Source organism: Acetobacter tropicalis (genome assembly GCF_001580915.1).
GTDB classification, from domain to species: domain Bacteria; phylum Pseudomonadota; class Alphaproteobacteria; order Acetobacterales; family Acetobacteraceae; genus Acetobacter; species Acetobacter tropicalis.
Window position 1 is genome coordinate 1 of sequence record NZ_LHZQ01000208.1, and the last position, 22,128, is coordinate 22,128.

Here is a 22,128-nt window from a genome sequence, read left to right on the forward strand (position 1 = left end):
TGGCGCGGTGCCAGGCGTGGTTTCCGGGGCCAGAGGCGGCTGCTTCTGCACATCCACCATGGGGAAGCGCACCTTGCCCAGTGCCGCTGCGGTGGTGGGCAGGGCCGTCTTGCCCGCAGCAACACCGTTTTCACGGAGCAGGAACGCCAGAATATCCGCGTTGTCCTCAGCCGAGAGCGCACCGGGGGAGGACAGGGGCATCGCGCCGGACATATAGGTGAACAGGTCACTCAGTGGCCCGTCAGACCAGTTGGCCACAAACCGGCCTTTCAGTGGCGGCGCATCAAACGCACCACCCAGCGCCGGGCCATGGCAGACCGCGCAGGCTTCCTTGTAGGTTTCCGCCCCCCGGTTCGCCTGTTCGGCGGTATAGCTGGCGGCAGGCAGCCCTGCGGATGTGCCGGATTTTACCCGCGCACCATGCGGGGCCGCCTGTGCCGAGCCCACGGTCATGCTTCCGGCCACCAGTGCCGCAAGGCCCATGGCCCCCAGCAGGGCGGGACGCATTTTTTTCATCATGCGCATCAGACGTGCTCCTTACCCATGCGCGCGAACAGATCCTCAAATATCCCGATCGCCTTTTCCGCCTCAGAGCGGTCAGCATGTTCAAAACTGTTGCCTACGCCCACCATTTCTCCAAGCGTATGGCTGAAATCCAGCGCCTGCACCATTACCCCATCGGTTTTGGAAAGCAGGGCCGCTCCTTTATACTCCACGCCATACAGGGCATCAGCCTGCGGCGGTAGCCAGGTGGTCTGCCCCCGCACGGGAATAAGGGTCTTGTCCTGCCACCAGTCATGCGCCGCATAGCCGGGGCAGTTGATAATCACGTCCTCTGGTAGGCTCTTCAGGTCTCCGGGGTTATGGAACTCACGGATCACAATCTTTCCGCCAGCCTGATAGAATTCAGACAACAGCAGATGCCCGTATGCCCCAAAGTTGAACATCATCATGTTCGCCCGCCGCGCATGCGCTACGGGAAAAGGGTTGTCCCTCGGGTCAATCTCCTCAGGGTTTGGAATAATATCGCGGATCAGATCGCCATAATCCGCAAATTCGGAGGTGTGCTGCGGCTTGCCCGTGGTGCTGTAATCCCCGGCACCGGGCTGCGGCGGCGGGAAATGCTTCTGGTCAAATGGAATGTCCGAGAGGATGTAATTATCCCGGAAATCAATCGGGTTGCCGGGCAGACCCAGATAATCCCGATAGGTTTTCCAGCTATAACGGGCCATCTGCTCCCACAGGGCCGGAAAAGCGTCCCCTGCCGGTTTGGTCAGCGCCACGCGGGAATCCGGCGTCCAGCTTCCGTTCGCCCGTACGGAGCGCGTGTGCGGCAACAGATCCTTGGTATAGATGGTCACATCCATCCCGGCGCGCTGGGCTGTCAGGGCGGAGGTCAGGCCAATTACCCCGCAGCCAATCACGGCAATTTTCTTGTCCAGCGTGGCGGCAGCCTTGCCAACAGCAATATCAGCCGACCCCCAGGACAGAGACCACCCACTGCCGCCATGGCCGTAATTGTGGATGACTGTCTTATCGCCAATCTTTTCCACATCCAGCCGTGGCCCCATGGGGCGGAAGGGGCGCAGGCAGACCTTGATATCCGCAATCTGGTCCGCATGCACCCGCATGGGTGTCAGGTGCGGTACGGAACCCGGTGGGGCGGTGCGGTGCAGGGCCTGAGCCGCCGCCGGAATGGAGGTCCAGGCAGAGCGCGCCGCCAGTGCGCCAAGGGCCAGTGAGCCCGCAAACAGATCTCTTCGTTTCAAGATAGGGGGTCTTTACATCCGAAAGGTTGCACAAACCGGAAGCCGTTCCGGCCACACTGTTCCGCTCAGAATTCCCTTATCCCGAGCACAACGCAAGAGCGAAAAAGCAGGATTATTCCAGAATTGTTCATCAAGAAAAAAATTGCGGAAAAACAACGAATTTCCGAAGCGCCAAGCACGCGCCCGTGATAGGCTCCTTCTTCCGTTCAGCCCCGGTTCAGTCTACCGTGCCGCGCAAAGCGCCTCGGCATGGTCTTGCACGGTCGTAACATCGTCACGGTCAATTTCTTCTGCCAGCGCATCCAGCAGGGTGCAACTCTCCAGCGCCGCCAGCGGCAGGGTCCTGAAGGTCAACCGTTGCAGAATAGGGGTGATCCCGGTAGAGGTCCTGCGTAAAAGCCCACTTATGGCCGCAAGATCCCGGCAATCCTGATCCGCCTGATCCTGTATGAAGGCTGCTGTGCCCGGCAGAGGCTTGTGGCGTAAATCATCCCGTAAGGGGGCTATTTTGCTTGGCGGCATCATCCGTCTCACGTTCAGGAAAAAAGGGGGAAGGGCGTTGTTCTGTAAAGCTGACCACCCTTGCGCACACGTTTCTTCTTCTGCCGCAAGAGGGAGAAAACCGTGCCAATCGTCTGCCAGACGCAGATCATAGGCTATGCTGTCTTCGGTATAAGCAGCCAGACACTCCTTATTCTCCAGGCGATAAAAGCCGTTCTGGCAGAGCCTGTATGCCTTATGACATCCGAGCAATTCAACGAATAGAAAAGTTTTTTGTTCTGAAGTTAATGCTCATCATAAATTGGAGTTATAAATACATATAAAATAATGATTAAAAAATTTCGTTTATTCTATTGATTTACTTAGGCGCTCCCTTATACAGGCCGCTCAAACACTCCAAGAAAGGCCCTCAAGATACCCCCAGGCTGTTGGCAGACGCCGCAACCAAACGGGCCTGCACGCAGGGAAAGCGTTGCCGCCGTAGGGCATATTGTAAAACCTGAAGGGAGAACAGAAATGACCCGAACACACAAAAAAACGCTCTGTCTCGCCCTGCTTATACTTGCCGTGGCTCCTCTCCTGTCGGGTTGCGAGTGCGGAGATATGACCGGCCCGGACGGAAAGCTCTCTCTGAACAGCAGTGTCTCCAATATTACGCCCGATGAAGGCACTATTCCTGACCGCGCCCTGTTCTAAAAAGAGCCTACTCTCAGAAAAAGGGGGCCATCCTCTCTCCCATATGTCGCATGGAAATGGCATTTTTCCAGACTGTGCGATACGATGCGCTTTCAATATGCAAAAACAGGAAAGAGCAGCGCATGTCCTGGCATGTATGGTGGGTGTTTAGCGGTATCGTTTTCTTTCTCTGTGCCGTTCCGGGGCCTAACATGCTGCATGTGCTCAACCGTAGCGCACAGGTCGGGATCAAGCGGTGCACCATGACCATGGCCGGCTGCCTGAGCGCGCTGGTGGTGGTGCTTGGCCTTTCCGCCGCCGGGCTGGGGGCCGCGCTGACAGCCGCCCCCCATCTGTTTGGTGTGCTGCGTGTGGCAGGCGCTTTGTATCTTGTTTATCTGGGCATCAAGGCATGGCGTGGGGCAGGGGCCGTGCCGCAAGATGCACCAGCAACCATGCAGGAGGGGAGCGGCGTATCAGAAAATACCGGCGTCTCTCTGGTGCCTGCCGAGCAGGGCTCTCATGGCGGTGCAGAAACACTTTCCGCCGCCATGGCCAACCCCCATCTCTCCATGCGTGTTCTGTGGCGTGATGGATTTTTTGTGGGGCTTAGCAATCCAAAACTGTTGCTGTTTGCAACAGCTTTTTTCCCACAGTTCATTTCCCCGCATGAGGCACGCGCACCACAGTTTCTGGTGCTGATCCTCACTTTTCTGGCATTGGAACTGTTCTGGTACAGTCTCTACGCCTTTGGCGGAACCAGCCTCTCCCGCATGCTGCAACGGCCGGATCTGCGCAAACTGTTTGATCGCATAACCGGCGTTGTCTTCATGGGTTTCGGTGGTGTCCTGCTGCGCGGTCGGCTGTAGCGCTCTTTTAATGCCCACCGTGTCAGTGGGCATTAAAGCTCAGGCGCAGTGCGCGGTCAGCTTCTGGCCAGCGGCTTCCACCAGATAAGGGCCTCCCGCAACAATTTCCAGCATCAGCAGGGTTGGCCCGTTCTGTGCAAGGCTGTCTTCTGGCAAACCCGTCAGCGGCAGATGGGCATGGCCATTGGTCCAGCGCATGGGAGCTTCTTCCTGACCATACCAGCCCGGTAGTTCAGCCATTGTCAGATGCTCCCGCACAGTATGCTGCCCACGCGCATTCAGCAGCGTGACCTCAGCAATCAGCACGCCCAGCAGGCGGCGATCATCCACAAACGGGCCAATCGCATCCGCCGGACGGCTGGCGCGGGAAATCACCTGAACATGGCGCGTGCCTGCGGGCAGCAGGAACACCGGACGGCCGTTCTGTTCACGCAGAGACCGCACCACAGCCCCCGTATTGGTCAGCAGGTGCAGGTTTGCATCCTGCGTAACAGCCTTCGTGCCATGTGTGGTACCGCCCGCCCGCGCGGCAAGAGCGTGGAAGAGCGGTTCCACCATCGCGCGTGAAACCGCCAGCGGTGCCGCAGCATCCTTCGCCCAGTCCAGCGCACGGCTGCCAAGGCGCGCCACCGTTCCATCCTGCTGAAAGCTGGGCCGGTTTCCAGTGTCCAGATAGCTTTCCGTCAGCATCCCATCAGCCATGATAACGGAGTGCTGCTCTGTCTCAACATGGTAATAATCGTAAGACAGAACACTCCGCTCATAAAAAATCGAGCTTCCGTTTACTATCATCCGCACAGGCACAAACCGGCCTTCAAAAAACAGACAGTGGTCGGGTGTCACCAGCATGTCCTTGTAAGGCACTCCGTCCGCAATGGCGTTCTGCTGTACTCGCACCGGATACCCGGCTTCATCATCTGGCAGATGCGTCTGCACGGTGGCGCGCTTACGCCCGGCCCACACAACGGGGCGCACTACGGCGTCACCGTTTACGTAAGCCACTACGTCATCGCCCACACGGATCTCTTCAACCGCAACATCGCCCGCCGGTGTGCGGATCATGCTGCCAGCCAGAAAGCATGCCACCATGGTGTTCGTGCCATCGTGCGGGAATGTGAAGTCACTCGGGGTCAGCTTGCCCGCCAGCGTGACGGACTTGGAGAACACAACAATCTTGTTTCCCCAACCTGGAATGGTTCCAATCAGGGAATACGTTCCATCTCCGTTGGGCGTCAGGCTCAGATTCGTGGTGGTAGAGCCAGTTCCGGCAATAACAATCCTGTCATACGTGCTCAGGTTCTGAATGGAGGGAATCTGATCAGCCGTTGCTCCATTAAAATCTATAGTCAACGTGTTGCCATGAACCGTGCCAGAAGCATCCGCGCTCTGCTTGAAAACAACCGTAGGGGCAATGACTTTACCATTGGAGCTTTTCAGGGACGCTCCGTTCTCCAAGGTAATGGAACCAGCCCCGGTGGCCCCCCCGCTAAAGTTGGTGGAAACACCATTGAGTGTCAGCTTACTACCCGAAGCCACAGAGGCATTGCTAAAAGTCAGGCTGCTTCCGTTGGCTGCGCTGTTGAGTGTGGCATTGCCGTGAACAGTGAGTGTGCCTGACGTAGAAAAAGATGCAGGTAGCCCAACCACAGCATCATTATTCAACGTAATGTCTTCATATGTTGTGGGTTCAGTTGCCTGATACCCCTTTAGATCCGTCCAGTTTGCACTATTTGACCAGTTTTTATTGATCGTAGTGCTTGTGCCAACCCAAATCGCCATAGACGTGAATTCTTTCCTAACAAAAGTCGCTTTCTGCATCATTATCAAATAAACGTGACAAACAGGAGTAATTTGGTCCTTAAATATATTTAATTTTTCCAAACCTAAAAAAGCCTCACTTCGAGGGAACCTTTAAAAGAAAAGCAAAAGCAAAAGTGCGTCTTCCCACGCGCACTCTTCTGGAAGCGCGCGGGCAGCTAAGGCTAGTCACCACAAGATGGCGCGGCCTAAAATCAGAAACAGGCCGCACGAAAAGGCCGGTTTTACCCCCATCGCATTGGCCACGATCACAAATGTGTTTTCAGGCTACGGGCAGCAACAAAACCATAACAGAATTCAGATACTCTTCCGTTGGTGGCCGATGTTAGGTGGGCCGGGCAAGGGGGGTAGTCATGCGCTGGATCAAACACTTTCAGATAGGGGTGTTATGGGCTGCAATTGGCTGGGCCGGGCCCGCCTTGGCGGCAGACGGGGTGGTGCAGACCACCCTTCCCAACGGGTTGCGGGTTGTTATCGTGCGAGATGCACTCGCGCCTATGGTGGCCACGCGGCTGATCTATCTGACAGGTTCCAGTGCCGCTTCAGCCGATTTTCCCGGTACGGCGCATGCGCTGGAGCATATGATGTTCCGTGGCACGCCCACGCTCAGCAGTGATCAACTCACACGTCTCTGTCAGGCCACGGGCAATAACGCCAACGCCTCCACTTCCTATGAGCAGACACAATACGAGTTTAATATCGCGCCTGTTGATCTGGGCGTTATCCTGCATCTGGAAGCGGATCGGATGCGCGCGCTCTCGTTTGACCCGGCCCAATGGGCGCGGGAACGCGGGGCCATTGAACAGGAAGTGTCCAGAGACCGCTCCCTGTCCCAGTTTCGCGCACGGGAGCAGTTTCAAAACGCAGTTTATGATGGCACGCCGTTTGCATGGTCTCCTCTGGGCACGCGCCAGTCTTTTGACGCCACAACCACGGACCGCCTGCGCCAGTTCTATCAGACCTGGTACGCTCCCAATAACGCCATCCTGTTTGTTGTCGGAGATGTGCAACCTACGGCAGCCCTCAAACAGGTGTGGGAAGCTTTTGGCGCCGTACCATCCCGTCCTGTTCCAGTCCGCACACCAACAGACACAGACCACGCTCTTCCCACTGCCCGCACCCTGACCGCGCCAACGGATTCCGCAATCGGGCGTATTACCATCGGCTGGCGTGCTCCGGGGTTGCGCCGGTCAGATGCTGCCGCCTTGATCGTTATGGCAGATGCTATTGCCAACAGTCGCAGCAAGCTGGGCATTCTGGGGCTGGACGGTAAAAGTCTGGGCACGGCGTTTCTCTATCAGGGCTATCCCTCCCGCGGCTCCATCACAGCGTCCATTTCTTTTCCCCGTGGCGCTGACCCAACTCCCTATCAGGCTGAACTCCGGGCCGTTCTGGCCGATTATCGTGCTCACGGTATTCCGGCTGATCTGGTGGACGCCGCCAAACGGGCCCGCATCAAGGCAGCCGAGTTTGAACGAAACAGCATTGCGGGGTTAACCCGTGTCTGGACCGCCGCCGTAGCAGATTGGGGTGTCAGCAGCCCGGATGTGCTGACAAAAGCCTACGCGGCCGTCACGCCGGAGCAGGTCAATGCCCTCGCTGCCCGCTATCTGGACCCGGACCACGCCATCACGCAGGTGTGGCTACCGCAGGGCACTATCCCACCCGTGCAGGATAAAGGGGACTCTGGCGGAGAATCCTTTGCCCGCACGCCCACAGGTCCGGTGCCTCTGCCCGATTGGGCCCAATCCGTTCTGGACATGCCGCCCGTGCCCCACTGGCCGCTGCCGCGCTTTATCTCTACTCTGCCCAACGGTATTCGGCTGATTGTGCGGCCCTTCCATCAGTCCCATACCGTGCTGCTCTTCGGGCAGGTCCGCATCAATCCGGCGCTGCAAGCCCCTGTTGGGAAAGAGGGTATTGCAGCCCTCACGGCACAATTGCTGCTGTATGGCACGGCCCAGCATGACCGGCTGAGTATCGCCAAAACAGTGGGGGATCTCGGGAGTTCGGTCTCGCTTGGTTCTGCCTTCGGGCTCAGCGCGCACACGCAGGATTTCATCCCCACGCTTGCAGTGCTGGCCGATACCGAACTGCATCCGGCCTTCCCGGAGAAAGACCTCATCACACGGCGGGAAAAGCTGGCCGTTGCGCAGCAGGGCGTCCAGCAAACACCAGCCTATGCCATGCGGCGCGCCGTAATGGAACGCGTCTTGCCAAAGGATGATCCCGCACAGCGCGAGCCAACACCTCAGACATTTCGTAGCTTGAGCCGAAGCGATGTCTTGGCGTTTTTCCAAAAAGCCTATCGCCCGGACATGACTGTCATTGAAGTCATTGGCGATATCGAACCCGATGCCGCAAAAGCGGCTGTCATGGCCGCGTTTGGAAACTGGCATGCCACAGGCCCCAAACCGGAGGTTCTCCTGCCTCCCGTCCCGGATGCCCCCGTCACCACCTTCCAGATGGATGGCGAGGGCCGAACACAGGATCAGGTGCAACTGTTTGAGTCATCGGGTCTCAGGCTTGGCCAGCCGGAAACCGCACAGTTTGATCTGGGCAACCTGATCCTGAGCCGTGGTTTTTCCTCACGCCTCCACCAGGCCCTGCGGGCCAGAACCGGCTATGTTTATACGGTGGGGAGTGCTGCATCAGTGGATCAGACACGTGGGTCATTCAGCGTCACATTCGGGGCTGATCCCGCCAAAGTCCCGCTGGCGGAAACGCTGATACGCGCCACACTTCAGGACATGCGGACCCATCCCGTCAGCACGGCGGAACTGGACCGGGTCAAGGCCGGTTATCTGCGCACGCAGCCCTTCAGCACGTCATCGCTCAGCGGCATTGCCAGACGCGATCTTTTTCTGCTGAGCCATGATCTGCCCCTCAACCAGCCCAATCAGGACGCCGCAACCATAGCGGCAACAACCCCGGAGCAGATACGCACCGTATTTGCGCAGGAGGTGAAACCAGATGGCCTGTCCACATTTGTGTATGGCCCCAAACCGCCCACACCAGCCGCCTTTACAGCCGGCGGGCAAACCACACCACGCGGCCAATAATCTGCACCAGATCAGCCGGAACTTCATAAGGAGAAAAACGCGGATTTTCAGATTTGATGCGGATCATGGGCTCGCTGGCCTCATGCGCGCGCTCAACCCATTTACACACCACGCCATCGCCATCAAACAGTACAAAAATGCCCGGCTCAATAATGGAGACCTTGCGGGTATCCACCAACACCATGTCTCCATTCTTGAGCATGGGCTCCATGGACTGGCCTTCAACTTCTATCACCCGCAAATCCGCCGGGTGGGCGCGCAGGGTGCCGCGCACAAACTCTTCCTCAAAAAACTTGGGGCGCCCCAGAAGCTGGTCTTCCACATATCCGCCGCCACCCATGCCTGCCCGCAGAGAGATAAACGGCACGGCCACATAACCGGGCGGGTTCAGTTCCACACACACGCTTGGCATATCCGCAGGGGGGGAATAACGGGCGGGCTTATCCTGCTCCCCCATCATCCGTGCATGGGCAGGAAACAGTAAATCCCGCGCTGTGCAGCCTAGCATGGCCGCAATCCGTTCCAGCTTCTCGCCGCCCGGATTGCGGGATTTTCCCTTCAGAATATCGCGCACGTAGGTATCGCCCACGCCCGCATTGCGGGCCAGGGCCTTCTGGGTCAGGCCCAGCAGCGCCATGCGCCGTTCAAGTTCTTCAGCAACAGGGGAGCGTGTCATAGGGGGAGGTATCCCATAAGAACGAAGCAAGATCAAAAGGGATATATCACACCATTTCTGCTTGACCAAGTGTGACTGGTCACACTAGCGTTGCCCTTAAGCCTCCCACCTCAAGACCGGGGGCTCCTGACCAGCTTTCATAACGGAAAAGCCTCCATGTCTGTTCTTCAGTCTGTGCGTGCAAAACACACCTCTTTCTCTCATATTTCAGCCCTTTCCCCTCATTCTTCCGAGGTCTCCTCTCGGTCTTCTGTCATCCCCGGCAGAAATCGTTCTTTCACGCGCATGCCGTCTTCACAGCAGTCACAGCTAGGCTCTTTCCCTGCGGAAGATAGGATAAATCACACCGCTCCTGTTGTGATGCCTATCAGGTGTGATAAATCCCTCTCCGAGTCGTCTCATCCCCCCATGGAGCCAGACGCTGCCTGTCAGGCCGCAGCCCGTCCGGGCACCAGTGCGGCCCTGCTCGGGCAGATGGTGGCATTGCGCCGCGCCGGTCGCTCCCTGCGGCAGATCGGTCGCCACACTGGCCGGTGCATGGAAGGGGTAAGACAGGCCCTGATGCGGTACGAAAACGCCCGCGTCTGCCCCACACCCTCTGAAACGGATGAGGGCGAGTGGAACGATCCCCTGCGTGATGCAGGACCGCTTCCTCCCGGTCATCCCATCGCCATGCGCGGCCTGTGGCGCGGGCTGGAACGCTGGCAGACAATGCCGGCCGAGCCGACGCATCTCCCCCTCAGCCCGCTTGAAGACCCTCTGGCCCCATCACATGGCCCCGCACACGCGGCCCGCACTCACCCTGATCACACGGTGTTCCTGTCCTTCGTTCCTGCAAAGGGGGCCGTATGAGCAAGCGTCGTTGGTCCAAGTTCTGGTGGCAGGATTATGAGCGCGACCCGGCACTGCGTCTGTGCTCTCTGGCTGCACAGGGCCTCTGGATGCGCCTGCTGTGCCTGATGCATGAGGGCGAACCTTACGGCCATCTTTGCGTCAATCATCGCCCTCTGCATCCGCGGCATCTCGCCCTTATGCTGGGCGTGGCGGAACGGCAGATCACGCGCCTGATGGCTGAACTGAAAGAGGCTGGCGTATTCAGCACCACTGCGGAAGGGTGCGTATACAGCCGCCGCCTGCTGCGGGATAAAGCCGCGTCAGATCAAGGAGCGGCTTGGGGGCGCACAGGTGGCAACCCCAGCCTGAAGACCGCACGTTCCACGCCACCCTCTGCTCCGTTTTCCGTGCAGGACATGGGGGCAGGGGAGGGGTTAAGCCCACCCCATAAACACCAAGAAGCAGAGTCAGAAGCAGAGTGTACCCTCACTGCGTTCGGGCCGAACGATGATGTCCGTTTGCATCTGTTTAAACATGGTCTGGTTTTTTTGCAGAAGGCAACAGGCCGGCCAGAGCGCTCAACCCGCGCCCTGATGGGGAAATGGCTGAAAATGCTGCATGATGATGCCGCCTGCCTGCTGGCGGTTCTGGGCGAATGTGCGGCCTTCAAACCAGCCGAACCCGTCTCATGGGTGGAAGCCAAAGTGCGGGCCCGCGTGGCGGAACGTGCCCAGCCGGTTGGGCACACATCGTCCACCCATGCCCAGCGCCTTGCCGCATGGCAGAACGTGCCTGATCTGGAAGGAGTGTAATCATGCAATCTCCCCACACAGCCTCATCGGAAACTAAGGCCGCCCGCCATGTGTGTGCAGAAGCCCTAAGAAGCCCGTCTTCCGTCCTCAAGAAGCAGGACACCCGGAAAAAAGAAGAGAAAACCGCAGCATTTTCTCAAACGCCACAACCGCTCACCGTTCCGGTTCTCGCGCGCTATAGACCCGCTGAACCCGCCATACGTGCCGTGTTTGCTGCGCATGCCGCAGGGGTGCCACTTACCATGCGGGATGTGCCGCAAAGCATGATGGATGCCGTGCGCCTGCACTGGGCGCAGGTGCAGCACGCCCTTCAGCCCGTTACAGAACTGCATGTGGCAGCATGGCTGAAAAAACTCAGCCAACTTGTCACCAATCCACCGGGGGCAGAGACCGCCGCCAGTCAGTGCCGCGCCATTTTTGAGGTATGTGGTGATATCCCGTCTGGTGCATGGGGGCGGGAGGCGCGTCTGGCATGGGCACGGCAGCCACCCCGCAACGGCTATCCTACCGGGGCCCGCTGGCCCAGCCCCAATGAATTACGCACCCTGTTACTTCCATTTTCAGAAACCATAAGGCGAGATGCGGAAGGATGCCGCGCATTGCTCCGTCTGCGTCCCGTTGGGGAGGCTACCAGTCCTTTCGCAGTCCGCCCTCAGCCCGCACAGGCCTTTCCCTCTCCTTAATGCAGGAGGAAGCTCCTTCAGCCAGCACGCCTTACCCGTCCAACAGAGAACATCTCTCGCCAGAGAGAATAAAAAACGACACAAAAAGAAAAGGAGTTTTCCATGGCAATCAGAAAATCCGGCACCTGCAGACCGTCTTCACACTCCCCATGCCCCCCTCTCATGGCCGAGATCACACCCACGCCGGAACGGCTGGCACGCTCGGAGTTTGTGGGCACACATCCCATGCGTGTGCGCCGCACCGTACAGGCGCTTTTAAACGCCGGAGACATCACCCAATCCGCCGCAGATGCCGCTGAACGCTGGTATCAGGATTATGTGTTCGGCTATTGTGACTACAAGGAGTTTTCACAGGATCACCGCACAAGCACTCTGACAAAGCATGATGCTGTGTCCTGGCAGATGGTGCGCGGCAAAGCCGTGGCGCGTATCACCAGCGTGCGGGAAGCCCTGGGCCTGTGCGCCCACCAACGCCTGCGTATGATGCTGGTGGATGAACTTTCTTTCCGCGCCATGGGGGCAGCACTCTTCCCGCAGCTTTCCGCCAGTTCCGCCCAACGCAAGATTGCCGCCCAGTGCGCCCTGCTGCTGGAACAACTGGAAGCCTTCGAAGAAAACGCCCGCAAGGCCGCCAAACAAGCCCGCATGGCGCGCAAGGCAGCCGCGTCCGCCACTTTGCCCTCGCCATAGCACAGCGCAAGCGCTAGTCTGGCCCAAGGCTTTTCATGTCGTGAAAGGGGTCCATATGTCCCGCTTCGCAGTGCTTTCTGCTCTGGCGTTCCTATGCGCAACACAGGCGCATGCAGCCGCAAATTCATGCCTGGGTACCAACACGGTTGAGATGAGCCAGTGTGAGGGCGATGCACTGGCGCAGGACGAAGCAACGCATCAGAAATATGCCAAGGCCGCGCTTGCATTTCTTCAGAAACAGATCACCGATACAAAAGATGATGACACAGTAAAGGTTTTAAAAGAGAGCCAGAAAGCCTTCCAGCACTCAGAAACCGCATGGAAGGCTTATCGGGATGCTGAATGCAGGGCCGTATTTACAAACTGGCAGCAGGGTACAATCCGGGTCATGATGCAACTGGGGTGTGATAGACGCCTGACCCGCCAGCGCACTTACACCATATGGCAGAACTGGCTGACGTTTCAGGATAGTACCCCACCCGTGTTGCCCCGCCCAGAGACCGACCTCCCGGACGATAACTCCCATAACAGATAAGGCTGCGGAAACGTCAGTCCGGTCTGGCGGGCGGATCTTCTTATGGAGGCATACGTTGGGTTTTTCTCTCCACGCCACCAGATCCCAGAAGGGAGGCTTCAAAACTACGATTTCACCCTTAAAAAATGCCTGAGTCCACCTCAAGTAAGGGTCTAGCCAACGCGCCTCTTTTTTCACTCACGGAGAATCCTCATGCCCTGGAATGCTGAAGACGCTATACGCCATACTCACAAGGCCACAACGGAAACACTCCAGTCTCTCTGGGCCAAAGTGGCAAACGAATGTCTGGACCGCACGGGAGATGAAGGCCGTGCCGTGCGGGAGGCCAATGCCGTTGTCGCCCGCACAGCTGCCCATCATCCCCAGACTTAAGGCTGCATCTGGGGCTGGGTTTCGGGGCTGGTTGTCTGCCCCGGCTGCGCCTGTTCCGGCACCCCGGCTACCCGCCATATGGCGTTGCCTACATCATCGGCCACCAGCAGCGCCCCGGCGTGGTCCAGCGCCAACCCCACCGGTCGGCCATGGGCCTGCTTTTTATTGGGGGCCAGAAAACCCGTCAGCACATCCACCGGCTGCCCGCTGGGTAATCCACCTTGAAAAGGCACAAACACAACCTTGTAGCCACTTTTCGGTCTGCGGTTCCAGGAGCCATGCTGGGCAATAAACAGCCCATTACGCCAGATTTCTGGCAAACTGCTGCTCTGTCCAAACACAATCCCCAAAGATGCCGTATGCGCCCCCACGGCATAATCCGGCACAACGGCTTTGCTGACCAGATCATGGTTCTGTGGCTGCACGCGTTCATCCACATGGCCGCCATAATAACTATAGGGCCAGCCGTAAAAAGCACCTTCTTTTACAGCAGTGATGTAATCCGGCACCAGATCGCTGCCAATTTCATCCCGTTCATTCACAGCCGTCCATAGTGCGCCGCTGTGCGGCTCCCATGCCAGCCCGTTGGGGTTACGCAAGCCGGTGGCGTAAGGGGCCATCTCGCCCGTGGCCAACGTCACACGGTTAATGCGGGCACGGCCTTCTTCCGCCTGCAGGCCATTTTCTCCCACATTGCTGTTTGAGCCTACCGTTACATACAGATACTGCCCATCCGGGCTGGCCAGAATATTCTTGGTCCAGTGGTGGTTATACCCAGCGGGCAGATCCACCACCTTGGTGCCCGGCGCGGTAATGGATTTCTCCCCTTCCTGATACGGAAAACGCCAGATGGCATTGGCATTTGCCACATAAAAACTGTCTCCCACCAGCGCCATGCCAAAGGGAGAATACAGTTTGTCCAAAAACACGCTGCGCTCATTCGCCACACCATCTCCATCTGTGTCCCGCAGTAGCATGATCCGGTTGGGGCTTGGCGTATCCGCGCCTGCCATGCCCTGTATCAGCTTGGCAATACGCATCTTCAGGTTGGGGGCATCCGTGCCGGGGCCGTTGGTTTCCGCCACCAGAACATCCCCATTTGGCAAAGTATACAGCCAGCGCGGGTGGTTCAACCCTCTGGCAAACGCCTTTACGGCAAGCCCCGGCGTGGGGTGCGGGGCTTCATCGTCCTTCCATCCAATGGGGCGGGCAATGTTTACGGTAGGGATAAAGGTGGCGTTGGGCTGGGGCAGTTTGGGGCGGGTTCCTTCACCCGCACCTACAGGCAACTGCGCGCGTTCCGGCCGGATCACCAGCGCATATGTGGCTGTTCCCACAGCTAGAACAATAAGTCCCGCCGCCAGAAGATACCGGCTTGTTCGATTCATGATGGTTGCGTCCTTTGCAGGGTGCCGTACCAAGCCGCATCAAGACCTTCCGGGTAAAACGGGGTCCGAGCACCTGTAAGCCTCATGGGGCACTGAAAGAAAAAGAATGAAGCGTAAACGGTGTTTCTCTCATTGCGTTCCACACAGCTCTTGTAAAAAGCACCCACGCCAGGCCACGTCTGCGTCTTCAAGGGGAAAGACAAAATGCAGCGTGGCCTGGAGCTGTTACACCGGCGCGCCCAGCAGAAGGAGGGAAGAGCAAACGCGCCAGTGTAAAGCCGGGAAGTGACTGCCGGGCAAGGGGCTAAACCCGGCATGCCTGTGGGAGAGACAGGCAGGGAGTGGGCTTCAGATCCTGTGGTTGGTCCACAGTGTTATATCAAACACCCTCTTGTGCGGGGCTTGAGGTCATTATGTTTATTTATATAAAAAACGCATATCACTTATCTGTGTAATAACAAAGAAACGCACCGTCTCCCCCGCACAAACCGAAACAAACTTTACCCTAACTGTTAGAAAAAACACAAAAACCTGTTTTCTTATCACACGTCTGTCAATTGCCCGTCCTACGGAAATCGCCTCCTTGCGGGGTAGAGTCTCTCCGGCCCAAATCTGTTTGCCAGCGCGCGTGGTCAGTCTTAGAAACCACTCATCCTCACAAAAAAGCCGCCCGGAGCCCTCCCGCTCCCCTTGCCCCGCTCTCTGTTTTTTCAGGAGTTTGCATGCCTGTGTCTGCATCCCCTGCGGCCCTTGCGTGTGGAGACGTTGTGCGAACCTCCCACACACGCTGGGTTATCATGCATCATCAGGGCACACACCTGTTGCTCTGTCCTCTCCAGCCCGCGGGGGCTCCCCGTCACCGCGCGGATGTCCCCCTTCCGTGGCAGGATGGCCTGCACCTCGGTTGCATGGGGGATTATGTCGTGCAATGCCGCCCGGTGCGCCGCCTCGCAGGGCAGGGGATGCAGAAAATAGGCACTCTCAGCCATTCCTGCTTCCGCCACGCCCGCGCCGCTCTGGCAACGGAACTGCTCCAGCGCCGTACGGAAACACCGCATAAAGCGCCTTACGCTCTGGCAGCCTCGCATGTCCGGCTGCCCCGGCATCCGCTCCATATCGTATTTTCCTGACTGTTCATGGCCTTATCACGGAAAAACCCGGAACCCTCCGTTTTGCAGGAAGACCCCCCAGCCCATCCGGCAACCCTTTCACCACAGCCGCCCGCCATGCAGACAAGGGAAGACACATCTCTTCTCCCCAACGGCGCACCAGCCACACAGCTTCCCACCAAAAAGCCAGCCCCTCGCAAACGGCGAACAACCCGTTCCACCACCTCGGCCCACTCTGGTGCAGCCACGCCCGCTTTCACAACGACAGGCGCGCCACACCCCCCCGTTGCCGGTCCTGATCTCTCCTTATCTCTTCAACCTGCATCTTCCGGGCCCAGTTCCCTTGTTCCGCCCAGCAAGGGCTCGTCTCCACGCTTGCCTCTGCAGCCCGATACCCCCACCATTCCCTCAGCCTCAGCCTCAGCCTCAGCCTCAGCCTCAGCCTCAGCCTCAGCCTCAGCCTCAGCCCGCGTCTCCGCGCCACTCTCCACTCGCCCCACAAAAAACGCTTCCCGCCAGCCGTCCTCACGTTCCCAGGCATCGGAACCAGCGCCGCCCACTCCACAATCACCCGCGCAGACCGTCGCTCCACCACCACAACCGCCACTCGCTGAACCATCCGCTCCCTTCGCGTCTTCGCCTGCGGTTCTTCCATCGGCTGCACCGCCCGTCACGCCGCTGGAAATTTTCACCCGTGTCATGCAGGGGGACGAGACCATAACGGACCGACAGTTCGATGCCGCAAAGGTGGCAGCCCCTTACCTGCACCCCAAACTTTCTGGCCTGTCCATGAACGCGGTTGTGCGCAAAGGTCTTGAAGATTTCACGGATGATGAACTCAGTGCCCTTGCACAGGCAGGTCAGTCAGAACGCACAGGCTGAACTGAAAAACCGTAGTCACGCACGCCAGAATCTGCTTGATTTCACCCGCTACACCATGCCGGACTACCAGTCCGGAGCCCACCACCACCTGCTCTGTCAGAAACTGGATGCCGTGGAATGTGGGGCTATCACACGGCTGATGGTGTTCATGCCCCCACGGCATGGAAAATCCGAGCTTGTCAGCAGGCGTTTTCCGGCATGGTATCTGGGGCGTCACCCCCATAAACAGGTCATATCCGCGTCCTATGGGGCCACATTGGCGCAGGATTTCGGGCGTGATGTGCGTAACCTTGTGGTCTCCCGCCGCTTCCACGCTCTGTTCCCTTCTGTCACGCTGGCGGCAGATAGCGCCGCGCGTGATGTCTGGCATACCAACGCGGGCGGGGTTTATGCCGCAATGGGCATTGGCGGCGGCCTGACAGGCAAGGGCGCGCACCTCGCCATTGTGGATGATCCCATAAAAGACCGGCAGGAAGCGGAAAGCCCAACCCGCCGCGCCGCCGTGTGGGACTGGTATCGCGCCGTGCTGCGCACCCGCCTTATGCCCGGCGGTGCCATCGTGCTGGTCATGACCCGCTGGTCCCCGGATGATCTCGCAGGCCGCCTGCTGGATGACATGCAGAATAACACGGGCGAGGCATGGGATGTTCTTTCTCTTCCTGCCCTCGCTGGCCCGCAGGATGCCTTGGGTCGTCCCATTGGCGCACCTTTGTGGCCGCAGGCCTTCCCGGCAGAAGACCTCGCCCACATCCGTCTGGCCATTGGCGCGCGGGAGTGGAGCGCGCTCTATCAGCAAAACCCCACGCCAGCAGAAGGCGCTTTGTTCAAAACAGCTTTCATTTCCGTGGTGGATGCCATTCCAATAGGGTCTTTCCCCACTCAACCTGACCCCACTCATCCAACCCGCCCTTTCACGACTGATCGCGCGCCGGCCCCCATGTCTGGCAAAGCCACCGTCCGCCGGTGGGATCTGGCCGCCACGCGCGCCAGCACGCGCCCGAATGCGGACTGGACGGTGGGCGTCAAAATGATGCGGCTGTCAGATGGCCGCTTCTGCGTGGCGGATGTCGCCCGCCTGCGCGGAGACCCCGCACAGGTTGAAGCCGCCATCCTCGCCACCGCCGCGCAGGACGGCCCGCAAACCGAGATCATTCTGCCCCAGGACCCCGGACAGGTAGGCGTGGCGCAGGCCCGTTACCTCACCGGCAGACTGGCGGGCTACCGTGTCCGCACCGTGCGCGAAAGTGGAGATAAAGCTACCCGCGCCGGTCCTCTGGCCGCACAGGTCAACGCCGGAAATGTCATCGCCCTGCGCGCACCATGGACCCCAGCCTTTCTGGAAGAACTCGCAGCATTCCCCGCTGCCGCACATGATGATCAGGTGGATGCCGCCGCCGGAGCCTTCACGGCGCTCACGGAAACCACACCACTCCCCAGCTTCAACCGCACTTTTCTGGCACGAATTTGAGAAAGAAAATAGGAAACCTCTTTGTCACAAAATTGGAAATCAAGAACTCTTGTTTCCTCTTCCATGGCTGTGGCATTTAGAGAAACGGAATCAAAGCCAAGAGGGCGCGTGCGTGATTGTGGTTGTGGAAGGAATGAGTGCCGCAGGAAAAACCACATGGTGCTGTCAGGCTGCGGGTGATACCCTCTTGCCAGAAACCTTCCCGGCGGACCGGCACAACCAGCCGCTGGAGGGGCCAGAGGTCGCTGCATATTGGGTAGAGTGGAACACCCAGCGTTGGCGTAACGCTCTTGCTCTTGAAGCCTCCAAAGGCATGGCAGTTTGCGATACAGATCCGTTGAAGCTCCATTATAGTTGGGGCCTGTGGCAGCTTGGTGAAAAACAGGAGGCAGACTGGCAGTTCTCTTTGCAGGAAACCCGGCGCGCCATAGCGCAACGCCAGCTTGGCTTTGCTGATATGGTCCTTGTCAAACCCATTGATGCCTCTACCGCACGGCATCAAATGGAAACGGATATCACCCGCACACGCTCCCGGTTCGACCTCCATTTCCGCCTGCAACGGTTTCTTATCGAGTGGTATAGCGCCCTTGAGGCAGTCTTTCCCACGCGCGTAAAATGGGGGCTCCCCGAGGATTTCAAAATCCCGCTTGTTGCTGTGAACCCAGGCCGGTATGATCTCAAAGCGTTCGATGCCTTTATCGCTTCGCTGCCCAAACCGCTGTCGTCCTGAAAAATAGACCAGCCCGGCTTTGGTAAGTTTTCCCTTGCATTCGTCCCTACATCGGCGCATCAAGGCGTCAGCGGGTGCTTTTATCCGAGTTATTGACGCATGTTGCGTTTCTTTTTCTCCTTAAAAGTTATGATTTCGTGTGTGTTTTGTGCACGACCGCTATTGTTTGAGAAGGAGCCTTGTTATGGCAACAGGCACCGTAAAATGGTTTAACCCCACAAAGGGTTTCGGTTTCATTCAGCCCGACAGCGGGGGAGCAGATGCGTTCGTTCACATCTCTGAACTTGAGCGCGCTGGCATGCACACCCTGACGGAAGGTCAGCAGGTTTCTTACGAGCTTGAAGCTGGCCGTAACGGCAAAACATCAGCCGTGAGCATCAAAGCGGTATAATGCTGCTTTAACTCACATGCGTGATGTAGAGAAAGCCGCCCTCTGGGGCGGCTTTTTTTATGCCCTCTCGCCAATCGCATCATCACGGAATGTTTTTTGTGCAGGGTGTCACGTCTCTCCTCAGCCTTATGCTCCGCCCCCAGTTTTTAAATCCTCCTGTTTTTCCACAAAATCCTGAGCCAGTTCTGCATCTGCTGGCGTTCAAAAAGAGCTTGAACAGACCCTATCCGGTGTGTGTGGCACTATTCTGTCCCGAATCGTGTAAAGAAAGCTTTACATTTCTATCTTGATGCAAGATGGTGTGTAAAGTGTTCTTTACATGAAAGGAAAAGTCATGCTGACCGATATGAAGGCCAAAAAGCGCTATTTGGCTGAATTCAGTCTCTGTTTGGGGATGTATGCCCTCACGGTTTTTCTGGTTATGAGCCTTTTTGATTATGGAGCGGTGGGGGCGTCTTGGCAGCCAGTTATGGCGCTTTTGCCTATGGTGCCCGGGGCAGGATTCTGTTGGGTCATCCTGCGGCAGTTTGGGCGCATGGATGAACTGCAACGCAGAATTCAGTTTGAAGCACTTGCTTTTGCCTTTGCAGGCACTGCCTTGCTGACGTTCTCTTACGGTTTTCTAGAAACAGTAGGGTTTGCCAAGATTTCCATGTTCTCGGTCTGGGGGATTATGGCGGTGCTATGGTGTGTCGGTATGATTGTCGCCAAGCGGCGCTACGGATGAAAAACATCATCCGATCGCTCCGTACGGAACGCGGCCTGTCACAGGAAGCATTGGGCACGCAGCTTGGTGTTTCCCGGCAGACCATCAACGCCATAGAGGCAGGCCGCTATGACCCAAGCCTGCCGCTTGCCTTCCGGTTCGCCCGCTTTTTCGGCAAGCCAATAGAAGACCTTTTTGAATATGACGGAGAAGAGGCCTAGGCGCTGAGTATCATGCCTCACGCTTTCGTCCGCAGGCCGAAGATATCTTGATCTGTTGCCTTTTTTCAGTCCCAGTCCTTCATCTTTCGGTAGGGCAGGCTGCTGGGCGTTACTCCTGCAAGCGGGCCAGCGCCATGTCCCGCAGCATGTTCTGGCGTTCAATTTCCGCGTCCCGTTCGCGGCGTTTGCGCTCACGGATTGCGTCCATTTCCGCACCCAGATGCGCTTCGCCACGCTCGGCAGCCAGTTTGGCCTGCCGTTCCCGCTCGGCATAACGGGCGCGCTGCTTTTCATCCCGCTCATCGTAACAATGCGGGCAGCTTACCCCATGCTCATACTTGGGGGAGGCCATTTCTTCCGCAGTCAGTGGCGACCGGCAGGCATGGCACTGTTCCAGAGAACCCGGCTCCAGCCCGTGTTTGACCGTCACACGCTGGTCAAACACAAAACATTCACCACGCCACAGGCTCTTTTCTTCCGGCACAGTTTCCAGATATTTCAGAATACCGCCCTGAAGGTGATACACCTCATCCAGCCCTTCAGCCTTCACAAAGGCCGTGGCTTTCTCACACCGGATTCCCCCGGTGCAGAACATGGCAATGCGCGGTGTGCGGCCCTTGGCCAGCAGTTCCTCGCGGTGGGTGCGGAACCAGTCCGGAAATTCGCGGAAGGTCTTTGTCTTGGGGTCAATCGCCCCAACAAACGTGCCGGTCGCCACTTCATAGTCATTGCGCGTGTCAATCAGAATGGTGTCCGGGTCTTCCAGCAGGGCATTCCAGTCTTCCGGCTGCACGTAATGGCCTACGTCAGACCGAGGGTCCAGCCCCGGCACCCCCATGGTCACGATCTCTTTCTTCAGCCGCACCTTCATGCGCAAAAACGGCATGGCAGGCGCACGGGAGAATTTGACCTCAATCTCCGCACAGCCCGGCATGGCGCGCACATGGGCAAGCACTGCGGCAATACCCTCATCCGTACCAGCAATGGTGCCGTTTATGCCTTCATGCGCCAGCAGCAACGTGCCCTTTACGCCGTTGGCCACGCACACATCCTGCAAGGGCTCGCGTAATGCAGGCAGATCCTCAAAGGGGGTGAAGCGATACAGCGCCGCTACACAGAAGGGCAGGTCCTGCTCACCAGCGTGATCACCCTGCGTCCCGTGCGCCGTTCCGTTCCGCGCGTTACCATCCGGCGTCACGTCAGATACCGCAGCCGCCACGCCAGTGCTGCTGGCAGGCGTCCGCGCAGCAGGGCCAGCCGCCGGTGTGGTCGCGGTTCCACAGGCAGGGTCGGCATGGGGGGCGTTCTTGGGGTCAGTCACGGCAACAACTATCCACTGGTAGGATTGCAGGCCACTCCGGGCGCGGCACATGCCGGCCCCTGCTGCAATCAGGGTCACGTCAGGCCATCAAAAGGCATCCCAGACTTACTCCTCCGCCCATGGGCAGGACAAGAGGCAACAGCCGCCCAAACGCCACAAAAAGCCAGCCCGCGCCCTGTTTGCACCCCCGCCTGCAACGCCGCGTGCCGGCCTGCGTTGTCACCATCTTGTCATGAAGCTCTTTTCTTTTTCGCGGCATGCTTCATATGGAGAAGAGCAGTGTCAGAAAGGACCGACCATGCAAGATACCGATGAAGTTGTCGTAGGCTACCTGATCCAGCGCGAAGACAATGATGGGGAAATCACCTTCTGGGACCCCACCAATGAATGGCTGGAAGACCCCAACGAAGCCAAACTGTACGAAAAACAGGAAGAAGCTGAAGCCGACGCAAAGTCCCTTCAGGACGGCGACACCACCGGCACTGTCACCGTCGAACTCGTGTTCGAAGCAGGCGATGATGATGACTGGGATGATGAAGAAGACGAAGAAGAAGAAAACAAGAAGGCCTGAACCGGCTCTCCTTTTTCTCGCCACGTCAGCCTCTCAGGCGTGGCG

The 22,128-nt window shown here is 58.1% G+C and carries 24 protein-coding genes; 17 read left to right on the plus strand and 7 right to left on the minus strand.

The features are described from left to right. From AD944_RS09255 to AD944_RS16765, 3 genes are all read right to left on the minus strand, one after another. The coding region (locus tag AD944_RS09255) for a c-type cytochrome (RefSeq protein ID WP_248845816.1) at positions 1–525 on the minus strand (525 nt) is incomplete at its 3' end. Next, on the minus strand, positions 525–1,769 hold the full coding sequence (locus tag AD944_RS09260; RefSeq protein ID WP_045542712.1) for an FAD-dependent oxidoreductase: 1,245 nt from the start codon (positions 1,767–1,769) through the stop codon (positions 525–527). The genes AD944_RS09255 and AD944_RS09260, both read right to left, overlap by 1 nt. Positions 1,770–1,991: 222 nt before the next feature. Then, entirely contained in the window at positions 1,992–2,294 is a 303-nt protein-coding gene (locus AD944_RS16765) for a hypothetical protein (protein WP_145912858.1), read from the minus strand. Between the two features lie 492 nt (positions 2,295–2,786). On the opposite strand from AD944_RS16765, the gene AD944_RS09270 reads away from it, so the two are divergent. Then, positions 2,787–2,966, plus strand: coding sequence for a hypothetical protein (locus AD944_RS09270; protein ID WP_045542710.1), 180 nt, complete (start codon positions 2,787–2,789; stop codon positions 2,964–2,966). A 122-nt stretch (positions 2,967–3,088) separates the two neighbouring features. Further along, complete coding sequence (locus tag AD944_RS09275) at positions 3,089–3,814, plus strand: LysE family translocator (RefSeq protein WP_035378355.1); 726 nt, start codon at positions 3,089–3,091, stop codon at positions 3,812–3,814. Positions 3,815–3,853: 39 nt separating this feature from the next. Here the strand turns inward: AD944_RS09275 and AD944_RS09280 are convergent, their stop codons facing one another. Next, on the minus strand, positions 3,854–5,593 hold the full coding sequence (locus AD944_RS09280) for a Hint domain-containing protein (RefSeq protein WP_045542734.1): 1,740 nt from the start codon (positions 5,591–5,593) through the stop codon (positions 3,854–3,856). A 392-nt stretch (positions 5,594–5,985) separates the two neighbouring features. On the opposite strand from AD944_RS09280, the gene AD944_RS09285 reads away from it, so the two are divergent. Next, entirely contained in the window at positions 5,986–8,694 is a 2,709-nt protein-coding gene (locus AD944_RS09285; RefSeq protein WP_045542709.1) for a M16 family metallopeptidase, read from the plus strand. On the opposite strand, the gene AD944_RS09290 is transcribed toward AD944_RS09285, so the two are convergent. Continuing rightward, positions 8,657–9,370, minus strand: a complete 714-nt coding sequence (locus AD944_RS09290) for a LexA family transcriptional regulator (protein WP_045542708.1) — start codon at positions 9,368–9,370, stop codon at positions 8,657–8,659. The two genes, AD944_RS09285 and AD944_RS09290, sit on opposite strands and share 38 nt — an antisense overlap. A 408-nt stretch (positions 9,371–9,778) precedes the next feature. On the opposite strand from AD944_RS09290, the gene AD944_RS16770 reads away from it, so the two are divergent. From AD944_RS16770 to AD944_RS09320, 6 genes are all read left to right on the plus strand, one after another. Continuing rightward, entirely contained in the window at positions 9,779–10,222 is a 444-nt protein-coding gene (locus AD944_RS16770; RefSeq protein WP_145912857.1) for a hypothetical protein, read from the plus strand. Next, positions 10,219–11,016: a hypothetical protein gene (locus tag AD944_RS09300; RefSeq protein ID WP_045542707.1), complete on the plus strand. Its 798-nt coding sequence runs from the start codon at positions 10,219–10,221 to the stop codon at positions 11,014–11,016. The genes AD944_RS16770 and AD944_RS09300 overlap by 4 nt, the downstream gene beginning before the upstream one ends. Before the next feature lie 2 nt (positions 11,017–11,018). Then, entirely contained in the window at positions 11,019–11,699 is a 681-nt protein-coding gene (locus AD944_RS09305) for a hypothetical protein (RefSeq protein ID WP_179946487.1), read from the plus strand. 162 nt (positions 11,700–11,861) lie between these two features. After that, positions 11,862–12,389 carry a hypothetical protein gene (locus tag AD944_RS09310; protein ID WP_236709244.1) on the plus strand — a complete coding sequence of 176 codons (528 nt, stop codon included), beginning with the start codon at positions 11,862–11,864 and terminating at the stop codon, positions 12,387–12,389. Between the two features lie 55 nt (positions 12,390–12,444). After that, entirely contained in the window at positions 12,445–12,924 is a 480-nt protein-coding gene (locus tag AD944_RS09315) for a lysozyme inhibitor LprI family protein (protein WP_045542706.1), read from the plus strand. A 192-nt stretch (positions 12,925–13,116) separates the two neighbouring features. Next, the gene (locus AD944_RS09320) at positions 13,117–13,296 is read left to right on the plus strand and encodes a hypothetical protein (protein WP_045542705.1); all 180 of its coding nucleotides are present in this window, start codon (positions 13,117–13,119) and stop codon (positions 13,294–13,296) included. Here AD944_RS09320 and AD944_RS09325 read toward each other — a convergent pair. Further along, positions 13,293–14,684 (minus strand): PQQ-dependent sugar dehydrogenase, encoded by a 1,392-nt coding sequence (locus AD944_RS09325; protein ID WP_045542704.1) that lies wholly within the window; start codon positions 14,682–14,684, stop codon positions 13,293–13,295. The two genes, AD944_RS09320 and AD944_RS09325, sit on opposite strands and share 4 nt — an antisense overlap. Positions 14,685–15,406: 722 nt before the next feature. On the opposite strand from AD944_RS09325, the gene AD944_RS09335 reads away from it, so the two are divergent. The 7 genes from AD944_RS09335 (at position 15,407) to AD944_RS09370 (ending at position 20,191) form a co-directional block, all read left to right on the plus strand. Beyond that, positions 15,407–15,814, plus strand: a complete 408-nt coding sequence (locus AD944_RS09335) for a hypothetical protein (protein WP_061474828.1) — start codon at positions 15,407–15,409, stop codon at positions 15,812–15,814. A gap of 6 nt (positions 15,815–15,820) precedes the next feature. Further along, positions 15,821–16,675: a hypothetical protein gene (locus AD944_RS17430; protein WP_236709243.1), complete on the plus strand. Its 855-nt coding sequence runs from the start codon at positions 15,821–15,823 to the stop codon at positions 16,673–16,675. Then, a complete protein-coding gene (gene terL, locus AD944_RS09350; RefSeq protein ID WP_045542701.1) occupies positions 16,623–18,143 on the plus strand; it encodes a phage terminase large subunit in 1,521 nt (506 codons plus the stop codon). Before AD944_RS17430 ends, terL begins: the two co-directional genes overlap by 53 nt. A 112-nt stretch (positions 18,144–18,255) precedes the next feature. Beyond that, positions 18,256–18,873 (plus strand): hypothetical protein, encoded by a 618-nt coding sequence (locus AD944_RS09355; protein WP_145912855.1) that lies wholly within the window; start codon positions 18,256–18,258, stop codon positions 18,871–18,873. Positions 18,874–19,057: 184 nt separating this feature from the next. After that, positions 19,058–19,264 (plus strand): cold-shock protein, encoded by a 207-nt coding sequence (locus tag AD944_RS09360; protein WP_035378370.1) that lies wholly within the window; start codon positions 19,058–19,060, stop codon positions 19,262–19,264. Positions 19,265–19,598: 334 nt separating this feature from the next. Then, on the plus strand, positions 19,599–19,991 hold the full coding sequence (locus tag AD944_RS09365; RefSeq protein ID WP_061474833.1) for a hypothetical protein: 393 nt from the start codon (positions 19,599–19,601) through the stop codon (positions 19,989–19,991). After that, on the plus strand, positions 19,988–20,191 hold the full coding sequence (locus tag AD944_RS09370) for a helix-turn-helix transcriptional regulator (protein WP_035378372.1): 204 nt from the start codon (positions 19,988–19,990) through the stop codon (positions 20,189–20,191). The genes AD944_RS09365 and AD944_RS09370 overlap by 4 nt, the downstream gene beginning before the upstream one ends. Positions 20,192–20,300: 109 nt before the next feature. On the opposite strand, the gene trhO is transcribed toward AD944_RS09370, so the two are convergent. After that, a complete protein-coding gene (gene trhO / locus AD944_RS09375; protein WP_045542727.1) occupies positions 20,301–21,317 on the minus strand; it encodes an oxygen-dependent tRNA uridine(34) hydroxylase TrhO in 1,017 nt (338 codons plus the stop codon). A 493-nt stretch (positions 21,318–21,810) separates the two neighbouring features. Between trhO and AD944_RS09380 the strand changes: the two genes are divergently transcribed. Further along, on the plus strand, positions 21,811–22,083 hold the full coding sequence (locus tag AD944_RS09380; protein ID WP_035378501.1) for a hypothetical protein: 273 nt from the start codon (positions 21,811–21,813) through the stop codon (positions 22,081–22,083). Positions 22,084–22,128 lie beyond the last annotated feature (45 nt).

Bases quoted from the DNA above. Each gene is read 5' to 3' on its own strand.
- AD944_RS16765 (WP_145912858.1), bottom strand. From the start codon at position 2,294: ATGATGCCGCCAAGCAAAATAGCCCCCTTACGGGATGATTTACGCCAC.
- AD944_RS09270 (WP_045542710.1), top strand. From the start codon at position 2,787: ATGACCCGAACACACAAAAAAACGCTCTGTCTCGCCCTGCTTATACTT.
- AD944_RS09275 (WP_035378355.1), top strand. From the start codon at position 3,089: ATGTCCTGGCATGTATGGTGGGTGTTTAGCGGTATCGTTTTCTTTCTC.
- AD944_RS09280 (WP_045542734.1), bottom strand. From the start codon at position 5,593: ATGGCGATTTGGGTTGGCACAAGCACTACGATCAATAAAAACTGGTCA.
- AD944_RS09285 (WP_045542709.1), top strand. From the start codon at position 5,986: ATGCGCTGGATCAAACACTTTCAGATAGGGGTGTTATGGGCTGCAATT.
- AD944_RS09290 (WP_045542708.1), bottom strand. From the start codon at position 9,370: ATGACACGCTCCCCTGTTGCTGAAGAACTTGAACGGCGCATGGCGCTG.
- AD944_RS16770 (WP_145912857.1), top strand. From the start codon at position 9,779: ATGGAGCCAGACGCTGCCTGTCAGGCCGCAGCCCGTCCGGGCACCAGT.
- AD944_RS09300 (WP_045542707.1), top strand. From the start codon at position 10,219: ATGAGCAAGCGTCGTTGGTCCAAGTTCTGGTGGCAGGATTATGAGCGC.
- AD944_RS09305 (WP_179946487.1), top strand. From the start codon at position 11,019: ATGCAATCTCCCCACACAGCCTCATCGGAAACTAAGGCCGCCCGCCAT.
- AD944_RS09310 (WP_236709244.1), top strand. From the start codon at position 11,862: ATGGCCGAGATCACACCCACGCCGGAACGGCTGGCACGCTCGGAGTTT.
- AD944_RS09315 (WP_045542706.1), top strand. From the start codon at position 12,445: ATGTCCCGCTTCGCAGTGCTTTCTGCTCTGGCGTTCCTATGCGCAACA.
- AD944_RS09320 (WP_045542705.1), top strand. From the start codon at position 13,117: ATGCCCTGGAATGCTGAAGACGCTATACGCCATACTCACAAGGCCACA.
- AD944_RS09325 (WP_045542704.1), bottom strand. From the start codon at position 14,684: ATGAATCGAACAAGCCGGTATCTTCTGGCGGCGGGACTTATTGTTCTA.
- AD944_RS09335 (WP_061474828.1), top strand. From the start codon at position 15,407: ATGCCTGTGTCTGCATCCCCTGCGGCCCTTGCGTGTGGAGACGTTGTG.
- AD944_RS17430 (WP_236709243.1), top strand. From the start codon at position 15,821: ATGGCCTTATCACGGAAAAACCCGGAACCCTCCGTTTTGCAGGAAGAC.
- terL (WP_045542701.1), top strand. From the start codon at position 16,623: ATGATGAACTCAGTGCCCTTGCACAGGCAGGTCAGTCAGAACGCACAG.
- AD944_RS09360 (WP_035378370.1), top strand. From the start codon at position 19,058: ATGGCAACAGGCACCGTAAAATGGTTTAACCCCACAAAGGGTTTCGGT.
- AD944_RS09365 (WP_061474833.1), top strand. From the start codon at position 19,599: ATGCTGACCGATATGAAGGCCAAAAAGCGCTATTTGGCTGAATTCAGT.
- AD944_RS09370 (WP_035378372.1), top strand. From the start codon at position 19,988: ATGAAAAACATCATCCGATCGCTCCGTACGGAACGCGGCCTGTCACAG.
- AD944_RS09380 (WP_035378501.1), top strand. From the start codon at position 21,811: ATGCAAGATACCGATGAAGTTGTCGTAGGCTACCTGATCCAGCGCGAA.